We start from the raw sequence: 20,658 nt of genomic DNA, 5'->3' as shown, positions 1-20,658 counted from the left end.
GATTCAGCGAGCCGGGGCCTTGCCCGCCGTTCGCTCGAAAATCGCCCCCTCGATGCCCAGCACTTCTCGATTGTCGGCATAGATCCCGACACCTTTTTCCCAGACCTGCTTGATCGACTGGTCCGCACAACGAATCCGGTAGTTGAGTTCGAACGGCTCCTGCCGCGACAAGGCATATTGCACCTCACGCCAGACGTAATCGGCATCCTGCGCCAGGATCAGGCTGTTGTAAGTGAAGTCATGGTTGTCCACCAGCCGCTCCGGCGGGTAGCCGGTCAGTTGCAGGCAACCGGCACTGACGAACTCCATGGTCCAGTCACGGTTGTTGCGGCCGCGATAAATCAGCCCCGGCATGCTGTCCAGCAGGCTCATGCTGCTGCGCTGGCTGGCCTGCAAGGTAATCTCCCGCCGCTTGTGCGCGGTGATATCCCCGGCCACCAGATAGAAGCCGTTATTGCCGCGTTTCAGGCCGACCTCAAACCAGCGCAGCTCGCCCGAAGGGTGGACAAAACGCAGTCGCTGGTTGAAGGACGTCTCGGGACGCCGTCGCAGTTCATGCAAGGCCTGACGCCATAACGAGCGGTCCTCGTGGTGCACATAGTCGATGAGGTTGCGCTCTGGGTCCGGCAGGTCCATCAGCTCGACCCAGGCCAGGTTGAAGTGGGCGATCTGACCGTTATCCCTGAGTTCGAGCAACGCTGCGGGAAAGCAGTCCATCAGGTGCAATGGCGGTGTCTGCACAAATGCCTCTGGTCGTTCCATCATCTAATGGCGCTCCTCGTGTCTCACCGATGCGCCGTTGTGTACCCACGCCGCCAGTTCGAGGCGCGAGTGCAGGCTGAGCTTCTGCAAGAGATTCTTCACATAGATTTTTACCGTGCCATCGCTGATCCCCAGTTCCCGGCCAATCTGTTTGTTGCTCATACCGGCGGCGATCAGGGCCAGGGTCTGTCCCTCGCGCTCGGTCAGGTTGCCGGTGTCGGCCTGATCCGCTCCGCGCACCGGCCCGCTTTGATCGGCGAGCAGAGACACCAGCGTCGAATCCAGAACGATCGCGCCCTTGTTGCAATTGCGCATGTAAGCCAGCAACGCATCGGGCTCGGTTTCCTTGAGCACATAACCGCTGGCCCCCAGGCGCAGGGCCGTCAACAGTTCAGCGCGATCCATCGACGCGGTGAGCACCACCACCTGGCAGTCGAGGCGCAACTGCCGCAGTTCATCGAGCACCTGCAAACCGCTCAAGCCCGGCATGTGAAGATCCAGCAAGACCTGCTGCGGCGCCAGGCTGACGGCCAGGTTGATGCCTTCCCGGCCACTGGCGGCCTGCCCCACCACTTCGAAGTCATCGCTGGCGTCGAACAACTGCGCCAGCCCCTTGCGAAACAACGGGTGGTCATCGATCAGCAATAAGGTCGTGCAGTCCATCAAGACTCCCCTCTGGCAGGTCTGGGTTGCGGGAAAGGCCAAGGTGTACGCGCACCCCGTGGGGGCGAATGGTTTCAATGGATAGCTGGGCGCCAATGCTTGCGGCGCGCTCGCGGATAATCGCCAGGCCAAAATGGTTTTCTTCGCCTGACGCGGGGCTCAGGCCGATGCCGTCGTCCTCCACCGAGACCGAGACTTCGCCTTCCTGGTTTTGCCGCAACTCGATGCGCACATGCCGCGCGTGGGAATGGCGCACCGCGTTGGCCAGGGCCTCGCGAATGATCTGCAGAATCTGCAATTCGGTTTCCGGGCTCAGGGCATCGTCGGCCAGGCGATTGTCCAGTTCGAAGACGATGATGCAGCGCCGCGAAAACTCCGCCACGGAGTCGGCCAGGGCTTGGCGCAGCGAGCGCCCGTCCATGGTCAGGCGGGCGCTGGTGATTAGCTCGCGCACCTGGCGCTGCAATTGGCTCAAGCCACCGCGCAGCTCCTGTAACGCCGCCGCTGCCGATTCCGGCTCACCGAGCCGCGACTGCAGCAGGCGCGCCTGGAATGACAGATAGCCCAACTGCTGGGCGACCGAATCGTGCAGCTCACGGGCCAGGGCGCCGTGCTGCGAGGTGGCCTGTTTACGCTGTTGCTCACGCTTGTGCCGCAACAAACGCACGGTGACCCCCACCGCCTGCGCCGCTTCCTCCAGCAACTGGCGCCAGCTCACGCCGACCGGTTGCGGGGTATCGAGCAACAACAGGCCTTTGTTCGGCCCGTCATCCTCGGGCAAGGCACACAGCAGGCGGTGCACGCCGCGCTGCCGACAAGGCGCACAAACCTGCGGCACGTCAGTCACGGTCGCAGTGCGCCAGGGGCAGCGCGCCACATCCTGACAACCATCGATTAGCCCCCGGCGCGCCGGCCCGAGGTCTTCGCCACCGAGGATCAGGTTTAGCCGGCACGAGGGCAGCAGTGCTTCGAAACGGTCGAGAAACCCCGGCAAGGCACCGTCAGCGTGCATCTGGCACAAGGGCAACCCCGCCAGCAGCCTACGCACATGGTGCATCTGTTCGGGCCGGATACGCCCAAACCAGCGGGCCCACCACTGCGGTCGTGTCTGCACTGTCGATGACTCCCCGTGTCGTTGCTCAACCCTGAGTAAACACGAGCAACTTCCATGCCCCGAAACCCGGTAACCGCGGGCTACCTCCAAAGAGATAACCCTTTTTCCGGATTGAGAAGATTTTCCCCATAGGAAATTATCTTCCCCAACAGGAAACAACATCCCCTGTCCAACGCCCAGGAACGCCAGCATGACGGATAGACACAGCGCCGCCCTCGACCGACTTCACAGCCTTCCACGGTATCGCCAGCCGCTGCCGCGTGACGCGGTCACCCGGCACATCGTGGTGATGCAATCGGCAAACGCCTGCGCGCCTTTTGTCGGCGAGCTGGAACAGCCGCTAGTGCTGAATGGTGAGAACGCCGACTTCGCGCGCCGACTGGACGACGTACTGACCCGCGCCACTGTCGGCAGCCACCTCTACATCATGGGCGACGAGGCCTTTATCTGGCGTATCCACGGTCAGGCGCGCAGTGCCGGGCTGGAGGACGACGAGATCGATATCACCCATTCGTTGCCTGGCTCGCGCCTGGTCTATTGCGTGCACTGCGGGCTGACCCAAGCGGCGGGTCTGGAGTCGGTCGTGACCTGCATCGGCTGTGAAGTCGGGCTGGATGTCCGCGAACACTTTTCTCAACGTCTGGGGGCCTACCTCGGCGTCTGTACCAATCCCGATGAACCTTACGCCGGAGCCAAGTCATGAGCGCCGTGCTCAAGGTTCGGGTCAGCGCGGCGAGAATGCTCACCCCAGTAGTGCGCGAATTCACGCTGGAACCTTGCGCCGGGCCACTGCCAGGATTCTCCCCCGGCAGCCATGTGCAGGTTCACCTGACGCTGGCCGAGGGCAAAGTGCGCAACGCCTATTCGCTGACCAGCGACCCTGCGGACAACCGTCATTACCGCATCGCCGTGCGTTTACAGGAAGCCTCCCGTGGCGGCTCGCACTACCTGCACCAGCACGTCCAGGCCGGTGACACCCTGGAGATCTCGCCACCGGCCAATCTGTTCGCCCTGCACTCCACCGCCAGCCTGCACATCCTGATTGCCGGCGGCATCGGCATCACGCCGTTCATGGCCTACATCGCGGCGCTGAAACAACAACGGGCCGACTTCGAGCTGCATTACTTGTATCGCCCAGGCGTGAGCGATGCCTACCTCGAGACGTTGCAACAGCGCTTGGGATCGCGGCTCCACACCTACGACTGTCGCCCGGACCTGAGCAGCATCCTGCGCGACCGCCCCTTGGGCAGCCACGTTTACACCTGCGGTCCGCAACCGTTGCTCGACGCGGTCCGGCAACAGGCCAAGGCACTTGGCTGGCCGCAGAGCCGTGTGCACTGGGAAGCCTTCAGCGCCGCGCAACCGGGACAGCCCTTCGATCTGGAGCTGGTGCGTAGCGGCCGGCACCTCAGGGTCGGCGCCGAACAAAGCCTGCTGGAAGCGTTGGAATCCGCCGGGCTACAAGTGCCCAACCTGTGTCGTGGCGGGGTCTGCGGCCAGTGCATGACCCGCCATGTGCGCGGCGAAATCGAACACCGCGACCATTTCCTGAGCCCCGCCGAGCAGGTCGAGTTTCTCATGCCCTGTGTCTCTCGCGGCTGCGGCCCTTGCGTTTCGCTAGACCTTTAGGAGTCGACCATGACCATTCAATCGAGCCCCGTGCAGACCTACCGAGACACCTTCAGCTTTCGCAACAGCCCCACAGCCATCCGCCGTTTTCCCTTCCCCTTCACCGAGGACAGCTACCTGTATTCGGTGAACATCGAACCGGCGACGTCCCGTGATCCAGGTTCGATTTACCAGCATGGCTTCGACATCGACGAACACTACCGCTCGGAAATGGCCGAACGCGCTTTGGTGCTGGACCAGGACCCGCGCCGCTACCTGGTGATGCCGCACATGCAAGTGGCTGCCTGGGACGCCCTGCAGATGCTCATGGAGAACCTCTGCGCCGATTACCCCGAGTGGTTTGCTCTTGCGCGTGACTGTGACCATTGGCACTGGCGCAACCAACTGCTGGAGATCGATCAGCGCTTTGTCTTCGGCGATGCCACGACCCTGCCCTGCGAGCCACTGGAGTTCATCACCCGTCAGGTCCAGGGCGATTTTGCCCTGCTCGATCAGCGTGACGGCGACCTGTTCATGGACGCCGGCATGATCACCAGCCCGGCCGACTGGTCCCTCGCCTTCGACGCCGGCATGAGTTTCAAACAGTGGCATTCGCCAGTGCCCATGGCCCACCAGATGGGCGTGTTCGATCGCGCGCTGAAGTACCTGCTCAACCTGCAAGTGGGGCAGCCGGTCAGGCGCCTGAACTGGACCCTGACCATCAACCCGCGCCTGGACTCCTCCCCTGAGACCTTCCATGAATGGGGCGCCGACCGCGGCCGCGTCACGGCCGAGAACGTCGGGCAACAGGTTCATTTGCGGGTCGAGCTGCAAGTGATGGCCCGCCTGCCGCGCAGCCACGCGGTGATGTTCAGCATCCGCACCTACCTGATCAGCATGGACGAGCTGGTCAGTCAGCCCGGCTGGGGCTGCCGCCTGCACCGCGTGTTGCGCGACCTGCCCGAGCCGATCGCCGACTACAAGGGCATGAGCCGTTACCGACAGCCCCTGGTCGAGTGGCTGAGCCGCTTCGATCCCGAAGCCTGATCTCTTTTCCCGTTTATCTCCCGACAAGGACCTTCACATGGCTCATTCATGGCGTATTTCTGCACTCGCCGAGCGGCACCGCGCGCTCGGCTCAAACCTGGAAGACTGGAACGGCATGGGCACCGCCTGGACCTATGCCAGCGACCTGGCCGATCACCACCAGGCAATCCGCACCCGTGCCGGGCTGATGGACGTCTCCGGCCTGAAGAAAGTCCACTACGTCGGCCCGCACGCCGAAAGCCTGCTGCAATGGGCCACCACTCGCGACATCGCCAAGCTCTATCCCGGCAAATCGGTGTACGCCTCGATGCTCGACGAGGACGGCAAGTTCGTCGATGACTGCATCGTCTACCGCACCGGCCCCAACGCTTTCATGGTGGTCCACGGCGCGGGCAGCGGCCATGAAATGCTGGTGCGTTCGTCCCAGGGCCGGCAGGTGGCGGTGCTGTTCGACGACGACCTGCACGACTTGTCGTTGCAAGGGCCGCTGGCCGTGGACTTTCTCGCCGAGCACGTGCCCGGAATTCGTCAGCTGCCGTACTTTCATCACCTGCAAACCCGGCTGTTCGACCGCCCGGTGATGATCTCGCGCACCGGCTACACCGGCGAACGCGGCTACGAGATTTTCTGCAAGGCCGCCGATGCGCCGGCGCTGTGGGACGCCATCCTCGAACAGGGTTCGGGCCTGGGCATCATCCCTTGCGCCTTTACTGCCCTGGACTGGCTGCGGGTGGAAAGCTCGCTGATGTTCTTCCCCTACGACAACTCGCAAATGTACCCCTTCGCTGACCAGAAGGCCGGCGACACCCTCTGGGAAATGGGCCTGGATTTCACCGTCTCCCCGGACAAACGCGAGTTCCGCGGCGCCGAAGAGCACTTCCGGCTGCGCGGCCAGGAGCGCTTCAAGATCACCGGGGTGCTGCTTGAAGGGGGCCGCGCCGCCGAGGCCGGCGACACCTTGTGGCAGGGCAACACGCAGGTCGGGGTGATCACCTGCGGCATGTATTCGCGCCTGAGCAAACGCTCCATGGCGATCGCCCGTATGAGCGTCGCCAGCTCCATTCCCGGCATTGCCCTGCAGGTGCGCGGCAGCCAGGAAAGTGCCGCCGTGACCCACGCCCTGCCCTTCGACGACCCGGAAAAAACCAAGCGCACGGCCAAGGGCTGAGCCTCCCTCCATTTCACCCAGCCACTTCATCAAGGGAGCCTTCGATGGACACCTCCAACGAACACTACATTCTCAAGATCAACTGCCCGGCGGCGTCCGGCATCGTCGCCGCGATCACCGCCTGCCTGGCCCGGCAGCAGTGCTACATCAGCGAGCTGGCGCAATTCGACGACGAGTTCACCGGGCAGTTTTTCATGCGCGCAGTCTTCCGTTTCAACACCGGCGTTGTCGGCGACATCGGCGCCTTGCGTGAAGACCTGGGCGATCTGGCCGGCGGCTTCGACATGCAGTGGCAACTGTTCAGCTCAAGCCAGCCGACCCGGGTATTGCTGATGGTCAGCAAGTTCGACCACTGCCTGACCGACCTGCTGTACCGCCATCGCAAGGGCGAGATGGACATGCACATCACAGCGGTGGTCTCCAACCACCTGGACCTGCGGGCCATGGCCGAGCGTGAGGGCATCCGCTTCATCTACCTGCCGATCACCAAGGACAGCAAGGCCAGCCAGGAAGCCGAACTGATGCGCATCGTCGAGGACACTCAGACCGATCTGGTGGTGCTCGCCCGCTACATGCAGATTCTGTCCGACGGTCTGTGCCAGCAGCTGTCAGGGCGCGCCATCAATATCCACCACTCGTTCCTGCCCGGTTTCAAGGGCGCCAAACCCTATCACCAAGCCTACGACCGGGGCGTGAAGCTGATCGGCGCCACTGCCCACTACGTCACCAGCGACCTCGACGAGGGGCCGATCATCGAGCAGGAAATCCAGCGGGTCGACCATACCCACCTGCCCGACTCCCTGGTCGCCATCGGCCGCGACACCGAAACCGTCGCCCTTTCCAAAGCCCTGAAATACCACCTGGAACACCGGGTGTTCATCAACAAGGACAAGACAGTGATCTTTCGCTGAGCGCGGCTGCTGTTTTTATCTGATGCGTACATTACGAGGCACGATCATGACCTTACGCGTGGCAATCATCGGCGCCGGCCCTTGCGGCATGGCGCAACTTCGAGCCTTCCAGTCGGCCCGTGACCAGGGCGCCGACATCCCGGAGCTGGTGTGCTTCGAAAAGCAGAGCGACTGGGGTGGCATGTGGAATTACACCTGGCGCACCGGTCTGGACGAAAACGGCGAAGCGGTGCACGGCAGCATGTACCGCTATCTGTGGTCGAACGGACCGAAGGAATGTCTGGAGTTCGCCGACTACACCTTCGAGGAGCATTTCGGCCGCCCCATCGGCTCCTACCCGCCACGAGAAGTACTCTGGGATTACATCAAGGGCCGGGTGGAAAAAGCCGGCGTCCGCGACTACATCCGCTTCAACAACGTGGTGCGCCAGGTGACCTTCGATGAGCGCAGCCAGCGCTTCACCCTGTGCGCCCATGACTACAACAGCGACACCCTCACCTGCGAAGAATTCGACTACGTGATCAACGCCTGCGGCCACTTCTCCACGCCGAAGGTGCCGTACTTCAAAGGCTTCGAACAGTTCGCCGGGCGTATTCTGCACGCCCATGATTTCCGCGAAGCGCTGGAGTTCAAGGGCAAGGACCTGTTGATCGTCGGCAGCAGCTATTCCGCCGAAGACATCGGTTCGCAATGCTACAAGTACGGCGCCCGCAGTATCACCAGTTGCTACCGCACCGCGCCCATGGGCTATGTCTGGCCAGCCAACTGGGAAGAGAAACCGCTGCTGCAGCGCCTGGAAAACAACCGCGCCTACTTTATCGATGGCAGCAGCAAACACATCGATGCGGTGATCCTGTGCACCGGTTACAAGCATCACTTCCCCTTCCTGCCGGACGAACTGAGCCTCAAGACCGACAACCGCCTGTGGCCGATGAACCTGTACAAAGGCGTGTTCTGGGAACCGAACCCGCGGCTGATCTACCTCGGCATGCAGGACCAGTGGTACTCCTTCAACATGTTCGACGCCCAGGCCTGGTATGCCCGCGATGTGATCCTCGGGCGCATCCCGCTGCCGAACCAGACCGAAATGGTCACCGACAGTCTGCAATGGCATGAGCGGGAGCAAACGCTGGAAACCAACCAGCAGATGTTCGAATACCAGGGCGCCTACATCCAGCAGTTGGTGGATGCGACCGACTACCCGAATTTCGACATCGCCGCAGTCAACGAGACCTTCCTGCACTGGAAGCACGACAAGGCGGAAAACATCATGGGTTATCGCGACAAATCCTACCGATCGCTGATGACCGGGACCCAATCGCCGCCCCACCACACGCCGTGGCTGAATGCCCTGGACGACTCCATGGCGGCGTACCTCGGTGAACCGCCGGCTGCCATCAAGTCGGTCGGCTGACCCGGGAGCCTCATCATGAATGCACCTCGTGTTTCCCGCCCTTGGGAACCCGGACTGTTTGCCCGAGCCCCGGCCCTGGAGCGCTATCGAGTGGCTGCTGGCGGCCTGACCCTGGTCGCCCTGCTGCCCGGCGACAGCCTGCAAGTGATCGACATCGAAGGGCGGCAACCCTGCGAACTGCTGGCCCTGGACACCAGCGGTCGCAGCGCCCTGGCGTCCTGGTCGCTAAGCGGTTCGGCGGCTTGCGCGTTCATTGGCGCACGGCTCGCCGAACCGACGCAGCAGGCTCGCCGCATCGGCCAGGCGCTGAGCCGACGCGGGATTGATCCGCAACACCTGCCCAGCACCACCTCACTCTGGGACGAGGACAGCCCGGCCGGCTACAGCCGCCACTTCATCGCCAGCGATGAGCTGCTGGTGATCGTCGCCGCGCCTGCCGGGCCGAACGCTGTCGACCAACAGTACCGGCCCAGCGAACTGCAACTGATGGTGACGCGGGCCAATCCCTCGCCTCTTCTGCTGCCTGATCTGCCCGAACCGCTGGGCGAGTTGCTCGACGAATTCACCATTGGCGCCGGCACCGCCCACAGTTACACCGTCAGCAAAGGTCAGTATGTGCAGGTGTTGGACGTGGCCGGTCGCCAATGTTCGGACTTCGTTGCCCTCGACCGACGGACCCTGGATCGCGGCCTTGAGCTGGACCTGGACCAAACCGTCACCCGCACCCTGAACGGCAGCGCCTACCCCGCACCGGGGCTGTTCTCGAAGTTCTTCGACCGGCAGATGCAGCCGATGCTGGAGGTGGTGCGTGACACCGTCGGCCGCCACGATTCCTTCGCCCTGGCCTGCGCTGCGCGCTACTACGAAAGCCATGGCTACTTTGGGCACGACAACTGCAGCGACAACCTGAGCCGGGCCTTGGCGCCCCACGGGGTCGAGGCTCGCAGCGGCTGGCCGGCGATCAATTTCTTCTTCAACACCGGGATCGACGCGCACCAGCAGATGACCCTGGACGAACCCTGGTCGCGCCCCGGCGATTACGTGCTGCTGCGGGCCATGACCGACCTGCTCTGCGCCAGTACCTCGTGCCCGGACGACATCGACCCGGCCAATGGCTGGAACCCGACCGATATCCATATCCGCATCTACAGCGAAAAGGAGCGTTTTTCCATCGCCATGAGCACTCGAACCACGGCTGATGCCGACCCGATCCTTACCCGTGAGTCGGCGTTCCACTCACGCACCAGCGCCTTGACCGGCAGCTTCATCGACTACCGCAACTGGTGGCTGCCGCTGCGTTATGACGGTTATGGCGCGATCGAGGAATACCTCGGCTGCCGCGAACGGGTGGCAGTGATGGACCTGACCGCCCTGCGCAAATTCGAGATCATCGGCCCCGATGCCGAAGCCTTGCTGCAGTACTGCCTGACCCGCGACGTGCGACGCCTGGCGGTCGGTCAAGTGGTGTACTCGGCGATGTGCCACGAACACGGCGGCATGCTCGACGACGGCACCCTGCTGCGTCTGGGCCCGGACAATTTCCGCTGGATCTGCGGCGAGGACTACGCCGGGGTCTGGCTGCGCGAACAGGCGCAAAAGCTCGGCATGAAGGTCTGGGTCAAGTCCGCCAGCGAACACATCCACAACCTGGCGCTCCAGGGTCCCCTGAGCCGTGAGCTGCTCAAGCAGATGGTCTGGACCCCGCCCACCCAACCGAGCCTGGAAACCCTGGGCTGGTTCCGTTTTCTGGTAGGACGCCTGGACGGTTACGACGGCTGCCCGCTGATGATTTCCCGCACCGGCTACACCGGCGAACTGGGCTATGAAGTCTGGTGCCAACCCGAGGATGCCGGACAGGTCTGGGACCGGATCTGGCAGCTCGGCCAACCCTTGGGTCTGGTGCCGTTGGGCCTGGAAGCGCTGGACATGTTGCGCATCGAAGCCGGGCTGATTTTCGCCGGTTACGAATTCAACGACCAGACCGATCCCTTCGAAGCCGGCATCGGTTTTTCCGTGCCGCTGAAAAGTAAAACCGATGACTTCATCGGTCGCGAGGCCCTGCTGCGGCGCAGCGCCCATCCCGGTCACACGCTGGTGGGCCTGCAACTGAGCGGTAACGAAGGCGCACACCACGGTGACCCGGTGTACCGCGGCCGGGCCCAGGTCGGGGTGATTACCAGTGCCTGCCGCTCGCCCCTGCTGGCCAGCAACATCGCGCTGTGCCGGGTGGACGTGGCCTGCGCCGACGTCGGCACGACGCTTGAGATCGGCAAAGTCGATGGCCTGCAGAAGCGCATCAGCGCCAGGGTCACCGCAGCGATTTTCTACGACCCGGACAAGAGCCGGGTCCGCAGTTGATCGACTTCATGAGCACGTGCGCCACCTGACTTTGACTGCCCCACTACCACTCTACTCAGACATGGGAATACGAAGATGGAAGCGACTACGTTCGAGACCGTACCGCAGGCCGCCAGCTCAGTCGGCAGCCTGCACCGCAAGATCGATTGGCGCGGGGCTTTCTGGGTCGCCAGTGGCGTGCCCGCCCTGGTGCTGTTTTCTATCGGCGCGATTGCCGCCACCGTGGGTAAACCGGCGTGGATCGTCTGGATCGTGTCGATCCTGTTCGGGTTTATCCAGGCTTTCACCTACGCCGAAATCGCCGGCCTGTTTCCCCACAAGTCCGGCGGCGCCTCGGTCTATGGCGCAGTCGCCTGGGTGCGTTACAGCAAGCTGATCGCACCGGTTTCGGTGTGGTGCAACTGGCTGGCCTGGTCACCGGTGCTGTCCATCGGCTCCGGGCTGGCGGCCGGTTACATCCTCACCGCGCTGTTTCCCGCCGATGCGCTGATCAACACCTGGCAATTGACTTTGCTCGATCTGGGCGGGATCAAGAGTGGCCTGTCGTTGCGGATCAACGCGACGTTTGCCATCGGCCTGTTGATCCTGCTCACGGTCTTCGCCGTGCAGCATGGCGGCATCCTGCGCTCGGCACGCCTGACCCTGGTGCTCGGTGTGACCTCGCTGATTCCCTTGCTGCTGGTTGGCGTGGTGCCCTTGTTGACTGGGGATGCAGCCCAGGCCAACTTCCTGCCGCTGTATCCCCTGGCCCATGACGCAGCCGGGCTAGTGATCGACGGCCCTTGGGACATTTCCGGCTGGTCACTGATGGCCGGTGGCCTGTTCATGGCTGCGTGGTCGACCTACGGCTTTGAAACCGCTGTGTGTTACACCCGGGAATTCAAGGACCCCAAGCGTGACACCTTCAAGGCGATCTTCTATGCCGGCCTGCTATGTATTCTGGTATTCACGCTGGTGCCGCTGGCATTTCAGGGCAGCCTGGGCCTTGGTCAGTTGGTGACACCGGCGGTGCTGGACGCCAGCGGCGTAGTGGTTACGCCTGCGGTCTACAGCGGTCTGTTGTCGCCGGCAATCTACAGTGGCATGGGCGTCGGCCAGGTCATGGCGGACAGCATCGGCGGCGGCAAGCTGGTGGCCAACATCGTGCTGATCATGCTGATCCTCGCTACGCTGCTGGCGATCATGACCTCAATGTCCGGCTCCTCGCGCACCCTGTATCAGGCGTCCGTGGATGGCTGGTTGCCGAAATACCTGGGCCGCACCAACGAACACGGCGCGCCCACTGCAGCCATGTGGACCGACCTGTCATTCAACCTGCTGCTGTTGCTGATGTCCGACTATGTATTCGTGCTCGCCGCGTCCAACGTCAGCTACATCATCTTCAACTTCCTCAACCTCAACGCCGGCTGGATCCATCGACTGGACCGCCCCGACTGGGTGCGCCCGTACAAGGCTCCGACCATCCTCCTGGCGGCCGGTGGCGTACTGAGCTTCGTCAATCTGGCGTGCATGGGGCTGGGGGCCGATATCTGGGGCGCAGGGACTCTGGTGACCGGTCTGTTGCTGGCGTTGTTGATCATCCCGGTGTTCTGCTATCGCCATTATGTACAGGACAAAGGGCGCTTCCCCGAAGCCATGCTCAGTGACCTGTACGTGGAGTCCGGTGCAGAGCTGAAACGCGCCGGCTGGTTACCCTATGCCACCCTGATCGCCGGTGTGCTGGTGGTGTACGCTTGCCACCGACTGGTAACCTGAGCCCTTGGTTTCATGTTTCTAATGGACCATCGAGGCACCTCGGCGCCTCGATGATCGCCTCGATGCTCTTTCAATGACGACGGTGACTGATTTGATCAGCAGTACCTCTCCACTCGCCCGCGATATCGACGGCAAAGCCATCGCGGCCCAGGTCCTGGAAGAAGTTCGCGAAGACCTTCTGGTCCTGGCCGGGCAGCAGATTTATCCCGCCCTGGCAGTCCTGCTCATCGGCGACGACCCGGCCAGCCATGTCTACGTGCGCAATAAACTGCTGCGGGCCGAGGAAGTCGGAATCCGCTCCCTTGAATACCGCCTGGCGGAAACCGCCAGCCAGACACACGTGCTGGAGCTGATTGCGCAACTGAACGCCGACACCGCGGTGAACGGCATCCTGGTGCAATTGCCATTGCCGGCCCATATCGACGAACAGGCGGTGATTCATGCCATCGACCCGATCAAGGACGTGGACGGTTTTCATCGAGAGAACGTCGGCGGGCTGGTGCAAGGCATCGAGGTCCTGACCCCCTGCACGCCCAGCGGCTGCATGCGCCTGCTGCACGAGACCTGCGGTGACTTGAGCGGCTTGCACGCGGTGGTCATCGGTCGTTCGAATATTGTCGGAAAGCCCATGGCGACCTTGCTGTTGCAGGCCAACTGCTCGGTCAGCGTGGTGCATTCGCGCAGTGTCGATGCCCCGGCACTGTGCCGGCTGGCGGATATTGTCGTTGCGGCGGTGGGCCGTCCCCAGTTGATCGACGCCAGCTGGCTCAAGCCCGGTGCGGTGGTGATCGATGTCGGCATCAATCGCATTGTCAGCGAGTCCGGCAGCCGTCTGGTAGGCGATGTCGACTACGTCAGCGCGCGCACCGTCGCCAGTGCAATCACCCCGGTTCCCGGTGGTGTCGGGCCGATGACCATTGCTTATCTGCTGAAGAACACCCTGATCGCCAGCCAGTTGCAACGTGCCGCCCAGGGCCGCGAACGACAGTCGATCAGCGATTCAGCGTTGAGCTGAGCACAACGCACACGGCCCACTCGAAGGTGGGCCGTGTCGATCAACAACAGCGATTAGTGGTTGTAGGCACTCTCATTATGCTCGGCCAGATCCAGGCCCATGTCTTCCACCGACTCATCGGCGCGCAAGCCGACCAAAGCGTTGACCACTTTGAGAATGATCCAGCTGATGACAAAGCAATACACCGTCGTCAGCAGTACACCCTTGATTTGCGCCATGACCTGAGCGCCCATGGTCACGCCTTCCACCAACCCGCCCAGGGACGGTACGCAGAACACCCCGGTCAACACCGCGCCTATCATCCCGCCGATGCCGTGCAAGCCGAAAACGTCGAGGCTGTCGTCATAACCGAAGCGGCGTTTCAGGACGGTGACGCTCAAGTAGCAGAACACCCCGCACAGCAGACCGATGGCCAGTGCGCCACCGACGCCCACATACGCGCACGCCGGGGTGATGCCGACCAGACCGGCCAAGGCACCGCTGGCCAGGCCCAGTGCGCTGGGTTTGCCGACCTTGAACCACTCGGTGAACATCCAGCCGAGAATCCCGGCGCAGGCGCCCAATTGGGTGTTGAGCATGACGATACCGGAGGTGCCATTGAGACCGCCGCCGGAGCCGATATTGAAGCCAAACCAGCCGACCCAGAGCATGGCCGCGCCGGCCATGGTCAGGCTCAGGTTATGGGCTGGCATCGGCGCATTCTGATAGCCCTTGCGCTTGCCAAGGATCAGGCACGCGGCCAGCGCGGCGACACCGGCATTGATATGCACCGCGGTGCCGCCGGCAAAATCCAGCACGCCCCAGTTATGCATCAAGGCGCCCGAGCCGCCCCAGACCATGTGGGCCACCGGGGCATAAACCAGAGTGAACCACAGCGCCATGAACAACAGCGCCGCCGAGAACTTCATACGTTCGGCAAAGGCCCCGGCAATCAGCGCCGGAGTGATGATGGCAAAGGTCATCTGGAAGGTCACGAACACCCCTTCCGGAATATCGCCCACCAGGCTGGCGGGGGTCATGCCCGCCAGAAAGCCCCGGCTCAGCCCGCCGACAAAACTGTTGAAGGTCACCTGGCCCTCGACCATCCCGGTGGTGTCGACCACCATGCTGTAGCCATAGATCACCCACAGAACACCCACCAGGCCGGCGACGCCGAAGCACTGGGTAAACAACGAGAGCATGTTTTTTGCGCGGACCAGACCACCGTAAAACAACGCGAGGCCCGGCAGACACATGAACAGCACCAGCACCGCCGCCGTCACCATCCAGGCGGTGCTGCCGGTGTTCAAGGTCGGCGCGTCGGCCGCCTGCGCCAACGGCGCGAGCGTGCTGGCAGCCAATAAGACCAGAAGGGATTTGCCGAGAAGACGATTGACCATGTTCAAAGCTCCTGCAAAAGAATGGAAAGTGCCTGGCAGTGAGCAATGGTTATTTCATGGGCCTCTGGGCGGGCCCTTCTAACTGATCGTTCCCACGCTTGCGTGGGAACGAACGTCATCTCAGTAACCGGAACCTGAACCCGGAATCCAGCTGGTCCCCGCCAGCGGCACCCGGGCCATGGCGGCCGACTCCACGGTCAGTGCCACCAGATCCTCAGGATCGAGGTTGTGCAGGTGCGACTTGCCGCAGGCCCGGGCCATGGTCTGGGCTTCCAGCACCAGCACCCGCAGGTAGTTGGCCAAACGCCGACCGCCTTCCACCGGGTCGAGGCGCTTGGACAGTTCCGGGTCCTGAGTGGTGATCCCTGCCGGGTCTCGGCCATTCTGCCAGTCGTCGTAAAACCCGGCGGCCGAGCCGATTTTTTTCAGTTCCTCGTTCAGGCGTGGATGGTTGTCGCCCAGCGCGATCAGCGCCGCCGTACCGATAGCCACCGCATCCGCACCCAGCGCCATGGCCTTGGCCACGTCGGCGCCGTTGCGAATCCCGCCAGAAACAATCAGCTGCACCTTGCGATGCATGCCCATCTCTTGCAAAGCCTGTACCGCCTGCGGGATGGCCGACAGAATCGGGATCCCCACGTGTTCGATAAACACTTCCTGGGTCGCCGCAGTGCCACCTTGCATGCCGTCGAGCACAATCACGTCGGCTCCGGCCTTCACCGCCAGCTTGACGTCGTAGTACGGCCGGCTTGCGCCAATTTTCACGTAGATCGGTTTTTCCCAATCAGTGATTTCGCGGATCTCGGCAATCTTGATTGCCAGGTCATCCGGCCCGGTCCAGTCCGGGTGACGGCAAGCGCTACGCTGGTCGACACCGATCGGCAAGGTGCGCATACCGGCCACCCGCTCGGTGACTTTCATACCCAGCAACATGCCGCCGCCACCGGGTTTGGCGCCCTGCCCCAAGACAATTTCAATGGCATCGGCCTTGCGCAGGTCATCCGGGTTCATGCCGTAGCGCGACGGTAGGTACTGATAGACCAGATGCTGGGACTGGCCACGTTCTTCCGGGGTCATGCCGCCGTCACCGGTGGTGGTGCTGGTGCCGGCGATGGTCGCGCCACGGCCCAGGGCTTCCTTGGCATTGGCCGACAAGGCACCGAAGCTCATGCCGGCGATGGTCACCGGAATCTTCAAGTGGATCGGCTTCTTGGCAAAGCGGTTGCCAAGGATTACATCGGTGCCGCACTTCTCCCGATAGCCTTCGAGCGGGTAGCGCGAAACGCTGGCGCCGAGCAGCAACAAGTCATCGAAATGCGGCAACTTGCGTTTAGTGCCGCCGCCGCGAATGTCGTAGATGCCGGTCTCGGCAGCACGCTGGATTTCCTGGATAGTCAGGCGGTCGAAGGTGGCTGACTCGCGCAGCACTGGAGGGGCTGCTTTTTGGCTAATAGGGTCGCTCATATCTGTTCTCCTCGCGCGGATCAGTACGCGGACGCGTTATCGACTTTGAAGTTGTACAGCTGACGGGCCGAGCCGTAGCGCTTGAAGTCAGCCGCCTTGTAATCGAAACCGGCACGGTTCAGCAGGCCTTGCAGCTCTTCCAGATGCTCGGCGCGCATCTCTTTCTCGATGCAGTCCGAGCCCAGGGACTCGACGGTGCCCCGCACGTAGATGTGGGTCTCGTACAACGAATCGCCCAGCGCATCGCCGGCGTCGCCGCAAACAACCAAACGCCCGGCCTGGCCCATGAAACAGCTCATGTGACCAATGCTGCCGCCGACCACAATGTCGATGCCCTTCATGGAAATCCCGCAACGCGCCCCGGCGTCGCCTTCAATCACCAGCAAGCCGCCATGGGCCGTGGCACCGGCCGCCTGAGAGGCGCTGCCTTTGACCCGGACATAGCCGGACATCATGTTCTCGGCGCAACCGACGCCGACGTTGCCGTGGACGGTGATCGAGGCCTTCTGATTCATGCCGGCGCAGTAGTAACCGGCGTGGCCCTGAATATCGATGGACACCGCTTCATTCACCCCGACAGCAAGGTTGTGCTTGCCATTGGAGTGGGTCACCACCCACTCGCGGTCCTGAACGTTGTTGACCTGGTCATGCAGCGCCTGGTTGAGGTCGCGCACCGAGGCAGTGGAAAGATCGATGGTTTTCATGTGTGCGCTCCTTAAGCTGACTCGCGTTCCCAGATGTACAGGGTGGCCGGTGCCGGCTCCCAGATCCTGGCGTGTTCAATCCCCGGCAGGCTCGACAGCGCCTGGTATTCGGAAGCCATGGCGACGTAGTCATCGGTCTCGGCAAGGATCGCCGGCTTGCAGGCGACCGGGTCGCGGATCACCGCAAAACCGTTGCGGGTGCCGATGGCGAAGGTGAAGAAACCGTCCAGATCCTCCAGCGAATGATCCAGCGCCTCTTTCAGCGAGTCGCCCTGCTGCAGGCGCCAGGTCAGATAGCCGGCGGCCACTTCGGTGTCGTTGTCGGTCTCAAAATGAATGCCTTCACGCTTGAGCTCCTGACGCAGGCGGAAGTGGTTGGACAGCGAGCCGTTGTGCACCAGGCACAGGTCGGCGCCGGTGGAAAACGGGTGGCTGCCTTCCATGGTCACCGCGCTTTCGGTGGCCATCCGGGTGTGGCCGATGATGTGGCTGCCCTTCATCCCGGCCAGGCCGAAACGTTGGGAAATTTCCTGGGGCAAGCCCATGCCCTTGAGGATTTCGATGCTCTGGCCGGCGCTCATGATGCGCACGCTCGGCGCCAGTTCAGCCAGGGCCTGACGCACCGGGGCTTCCTCGGCATTGACCTTGAGCACCGCAGCGCTGGCGTTCTGAAACCAGTCCAGAGAACAGCCGAGGCGCCCTTCCAGTTCACCCATCAGGGCTTTCCAGTCGAAGCCTTCGGTGGTCGCCTGCAGAGTCAGCTTGACCCAGCCTTCCGCCACTTCATCACCGTAGATGGCGAAGCCGGCACTGTCCGGGCCACGATCGGTCATGGCCTGCAACATCGGTTCAAACAGCTTGCCCAGCTGGGATTCCAGCTGCGAATTTTTCAGGTAAAGACCTACGATTCCACACATATCAAGTCTCCTTCGGAGGCAGTGAACGCCCGACGCCGTGCCGAGTGCCCGAATGGTTGTCAAAGTGCACAGTCAGAAAAATTCGGTGTAGCGCTGGATCTCCCAATCGGAGACGTGGCGGCTGTACTCCACCCATTCCATGCGCTTGAGCTTGATGAACTCGCCAACGATCTGCGGGCCCAGCACCTCGGCGAAGAGCGGGTCGGCTTCCAGGGCGTCGCAGGCTTCCTTGAGGGATTGCGGCAGGGTCTTGATGCCCCGTGCGGCGATCTGCTCCAGGCTCAGGCTGTAGAGGTTTTCGTTGCAGACGTGGTCGATTTCCAGCTGACGGTCGATGCCGTCCAGGCCGGCGGCGATGATCGCGGCGCTGACCAGGTAGGGATTGCAACCGGCGTCCGGCAGACGGAATTCGAGGCGGCCGTATGGCACCCGAACCATTGCTGAGCGGTTGTTGGCGCCGAAGGCAATAAAGGCTGGCGCCCAGGTCGCGCCGGACAACGAGTTGCCGACCACCAGACGCTTGTAGGAGTTGACCGTCGGCGCGGCGAAGGCACAGAGCGCCGGGCCATGGGCGAGCAAACCGGCAGCGAAGTGATAGGCCAGTTTCGACAGGCCCATGCCGCTCGGGTCGCTGGCGTCATGGAACAGATTCTTGTTGTCGGCGCTGCTGATCGACAGGTGAAAGTGCATGCCGTTACCAGCGCGCTTGGGATCCGGCTTGGGCATGAACGAACAGATCATCCCCAGGTCATTGGCGATCTCGCCGGCGGCCATGCGGAAGAAGGTGAAGCGATCCGCTGAGGTCATGGCATCGCTGTAGGTGTAGTTGATTTCGAACTGGCCGTTGGCGTCCTCGTGGTCGATTTGATAGACCTCGAAATCCACCTGCTGCAAGGCCTCGGTCAAACGTTCGAGGAACACCCGGGAACGGGACAGGCCCTTGTAGTCATAACAAGGCTTGTCGAGGTTGTCGCTAGGGTCGACCAGCTGCAGCTTGCCGCTCTCATCGCGACGCATCAGGTTGAATTCCGGCTCCAGACCGGTGTTGAGGGTCCAGCCCTTTTCCTCCAGGCGCCGCACCTGCTGTTGCAGCACATAACGGCTGTCATACGGATGGGGCTTGCCATCAACGTGACCGATGCACACCACCCGCCCATAACCCGGCTGCCAGGGCACCGGAGTCAGGGTCGACAAGTCGCCGCGGGCCATGAAGTCCGGGCCATGGGGCTCCATCCCCATGCCGCTGATCGCGAAGCCGGCAAAACCTGCACCCTCCTCGGCCACCACCTTGAGCCCACAGATCGGCACCGACTTGGTTTTTGCCGCACCGTGAATATCGACAAACTGCGCAAGCACGTACTTGATCCCGTGCTTGTCGATGATGCGCTGGGTTTCTGCTGGCAACATTGCTCGTCACTCCTCGCGAAAGGCAAAACAATTGTGGGTAGGCCTTACTTTCTTTTTATTCCTAAAAAGAAAGTAAGTTTCCCAATAGGAATGCAAAGCCCTTGCCAGATTCGCGAGTGAAACGTCGATGCGCCGCAAAAGGCGCTTTTGTGCTGTATATATGGGAAAATTCTTTTCCCTGTGGGAATACTGCCTGATACCTGCGAGCCAAGACTCGTGATTTGCACTTTCTCAGTGCGAAACTAATATTACTGAACAGAAACTGTGCAGGACCTGATGACTATGTCGACCGAAACCGCCCCGCGCCTCAAGCTTGAGCAATACCTGGGAATGCAGATCAAGCGTCAGCGCCAGGCCCAGGATCTGAAACTGTCCGACGTCGCCAAGATTGCCGATATCAGCCAGGGCATGTTGAGCAAGATCGAAAACGCCCAGGTCTCCACCAGCCTCGATACGCTGAGCCGTTTGTGCGACGTGCTCGGCTTGCCACTGTCCAAGTTGTTCAGCGAATACGACCAGCAAGGCGGCAGCGCGCTGCTGGTCAAGGCCGACCAGGGCATGGAAGTGGTGCGCCGCGGCACCGAGAAAGGTCATACCTACCATTTGCTCAACCACACCCGTGGGCCGAAGAAGAGCTTCGAGGCCTACATGGTCAGCATGGATGATGCCAGCGAGGAGTTTCCAACCTTCTCCCACCCAGGCACCGAATTCCTCCACCTGCTCGAAGGTGAATTGATCTATCGCCACGGCAACCAGCTGTACCGCATGGAGGCCGGTGATAGCCTGACGTTCGAAGGGGAAATCCCCCACGGCCCCGAGCAACTGGTGCAAGTGCCGATCCGTCTGTTGTCGATCATGAATTACGGCAACGACAAAGAATAACGCCCCGCCTCCTCCCGCTTTGCCCCTGCCTTGAGGCCGACCCCGTCGGCCTCAAGTTATTTCCTGCCAGTTAAAAAACTTTCACAAAAT

Annotated in this window: 18 protein-coding genes; 10 read left to right on the top strand and 8 right to left on the bottom strand. The window is 62.2% G+C overall.

Annotation, left to right across the window (positions count from 1 at the left end; genetic code table 11):
- Positions 1 to 3: 3 nt before the first annotated feature.
- The 3 genes from AC1RPZ_RS10425 to AC1RPZ_RS10415 are packed head-to-tail and all read right to left on the bottom strand — an operon-like array spanning position 4 to position 2,539.
- Positions 4 to 765: a PAS domain-containing protein gene (locus AC1RPZ_RS10425; RefSeq protein WP_493136956.1), complete on the bottom strand. Its 762-nt coding sequence runs from the start codon at positions 763 to 765 to the stop codon at positions 4 to 6.
- A complete protein-coding gene (locus AC1RPZ_RS10420; protein WP_493136955.1) occupies positions 766 to 1,425 on the bottom strand; it encodes a response regulator in 660 nt (219 codons plus the stop codon).
- Positions 1,394 to 2,539 (bottom strand): sensor histidine kinase, encoded by a 1,146-nt coding sequence (locus tag AC1RPZ_RS10415; RefSeq protein WP_493136954.1) that lies wholly within the window; start codon positions 2,537 to 2,539, stop codon positions 1,394 to 1,396. Before AC1RPZ_RS10415 ends, AC1RPZ_RS10420 begins: the two co-directional genes overlap by 32 nt.
- 190 nt (positions 2,540 to 2,729) lie before the next feature.
- Between AC1RPZ_RS10415 and AC1RPZ_RS10410 the strand changes: the two genes are divergently transcribed.
- The 9 genes from AC1RPZ_RS10410 to AC1RPZ_RS10370 all read left to right on the top strand — a co-directional run bounded on the left by AC1RPZ_RS10410 (position 2,730) and on the right by AC1RPZ_RS10370 (position 13,815).
- Complete coding sequence (locus AC1RPZ_RS10410) at positions 2,730 to 3,242, top strand: dimethylamine monooxygenase subunit DmmA family protein (protein ID WP_493136953.1); 513 nt, start codon at positions 2,730 to 2,732, stop codon at positions 3,240 to 3,242.
- Positions 3,239 to 4,168: a PDR/VanB family oxidoreductase gene (locus AC1RPZ_RS10405; protein ID WP_493136952.1), complete on the top strand. Its 930-nt coding sequence runs from the start codon at positions 3,239 to 3,241 to the stop codon at positions 4,166 to 4,168. Before AC1RPZ_RS10410 ends, AC1RPZ_RS10405 begins: the two co-directional genes overlap by 4 nt.
- A 9-nt stretch (positions 4,169 to 4,177) precedes the next feature.
- On the top strand, positions 4,178 to 5,194 hold the full coding sequence (locus tag AC1RPZ_RS10400; RefSeq protein WP_493136951.1) for a heme-dependent oxidative N-demethylase family protein: 1,017 nt from the start codon (positions 4,178 to 4,180) through the stop codon (positions 5,192 to 5,194).
- A 37-nt stretch (positions 5,195 to 5,231) separates the two neighbouring features.
- The gene (locus tag AC1RPZ_RS10395; protein WP_493136950.1) at positions 5,232 to 6,362 is read left to right on the top strand and encodes an aminomethyl transferase family protein; all 1,131 of its coding nucleotides are present in this window, start codon (positions 5,232 to 5,234) and stop codon (positions 6,360 to 6,362) included.
- A 44-nt stretch (positions 6,363 to 6,406) separates the two neighbouring features.
- Positions 6,407 to 7,273, top strand: coding sequence for a formyltetrahydrofolate deformylase (gene purU / locus AC1RPZ_RS10390; RefSeq protein ID WP_493136949.1), 867 nt, complete (start codon positions 6,407 to 6,409; stop codon positions 7,271 to 7,273).
- Between the two features lie 46 nt (positions 7,274 to 7,319).
- Complete coding sequence (locus tag AC1RPZ_RS10385; protein WP_493136948.1) at positions 7,320 to 8,687, top strand: trimethylamine monooxygenase; 1,368 nt, start codon at positions 7,320 to 7,322, stop codon at positions 8,685 to 8,687.
- A gap of 15 nt (positions 8,688 to 8,702) precedes the next feature.
- Positions 8,703 to 11,045, top strand: a complete 2,343-nt coding sequence (locus AC1RPZ_RS10380; protein ID WP_493136947.1) for a trimethylamine N-oxide demethylase — start codon at positions 8,703 to 8,705, stop codon at positions 11,043 to 11,045.
- A gap of 75 nt (positions 11,046 to 11,120) precedes the next feature.
- Complete coding sequence (locus AC1RPZ_RS10375) at positions 11,121 to 12,800, top strand: APC family permease (RefSeq protein WP_493136946.1); 1,680 nt, start codon at positions 11,121 to 11,123, stop codon at positions 12,798 to 12,800.
- Positions 12,801 to 12,873: 73 nt separating this feature from the next.
- Complete coding sequence (locus AC1RPZ_RS10370) at positions 12,874 to 13,815, top strand: bifunctional 5,10-methylenetetrahydrofolate dehydrogenase/5,10-methenyltetrahydrofolate cyclohydrolase (protein WP_493136945.1); 942 nt, start codon at positions 12,874 to 12,876, stop codon at positions 13,813 to 13,815.
- Between the two features lie 53 nt (positions 13,816 to 13,868).
- Here the strand turns inward: AC1RPZ_RS10370 and AC1RPZ_RS10365 are convergent, their stop codons facing one another.
- The 5 genes from AC1RPZ_RS10365 to glnT form a co-directional block, all read right to left on the bottom strand.
- Positions 13,869 to 15,194: an ammonium transporter gene (locus AC1RPZ_RS10365; protein WP_493136944.1), complete on the bottom strand. Its 1,326-nt coding sequence runs from the start codon at positions 15,192 to 15,194 to the stop codon at positions 13,869 to 13,871.
- 120 nt (positions 15,195 to 15,314) lie between these two features.
- Positions 15,315 to 16,658 (bottom strand): FMN-binding glutamate synthase family protein, encoded by a 1,344-nt coding sequence (locus AC1RPZ_RS10360; protein ID WP_493136943.1) that lies wholly within the window; start codon positions 16,656 to 16,658, stop codon positions 15,315 to 15,317.
- A 20-nt stretch (positions 16,659 to 16,678) separates the two neighbouring features.
- On the bottom strand, positions 16,679 to 17,362 hold the full coding sequence (locus AC1RPZ_RS10355) for a protein glxC (protein WP_493136942.1): 684 nt from the start codon (positions 17,360 to 17,362) through the stop codon (positions 16,679 to 16,681).
- Between the two features lie 11 nt (positions 17,363 to 17,373).
- Positions 17,374 to 18,279 (bottom strand): class II glutamine amidotransferase, encoded by a 906-nt coding sequence (locus AC1RPZ_RS10350; protein WP_493136941.1) that lies wholly within the window; start codon positions 18,277 to 18,279, stop codon positions 17,374 to 17,376.
- Positions 18,280 to 18,351: 72 nt separating this feature from the next.
- Entirely contained in the window at positions 18,352 to 19,686 is a 1,335-nt protein-coding gene (glnT, locus tag AC1RPZ_RS10345; protein WP_493136940.1) for a type III glutamate--ammonia ligase, read from the bottom strand.
- 282 nt (positions 19,687 to 19,968) lie between these two features.
- On the opposite strand from glnT, the gene AC1RPZ_RS10340 reads away from it, so the two are divergent.
- Positions 19,969 to 20,568 (top strand): helix-turn-helix domain-containing protein, encoded by a 600-nt coding sequence (locus tag AC1RPZ_RS10340; RefSeq protein WP_401118024.1) that lies wholly within the window; start codon positions 19,969 to 19,971, stop codon positions 20,566 to 20,568.
- The last annotated feature ends 90 nt before the right edge of the window (positions 20,569 to 20,658 follow it).

The sequence above is a fragment of the Pseudomonas sp. GW822-FHT02D10 genome, assembly GCF_058802345.1.
This window is presented reverse-complemented; position numbering and strand designations above follow the sequence as displayed.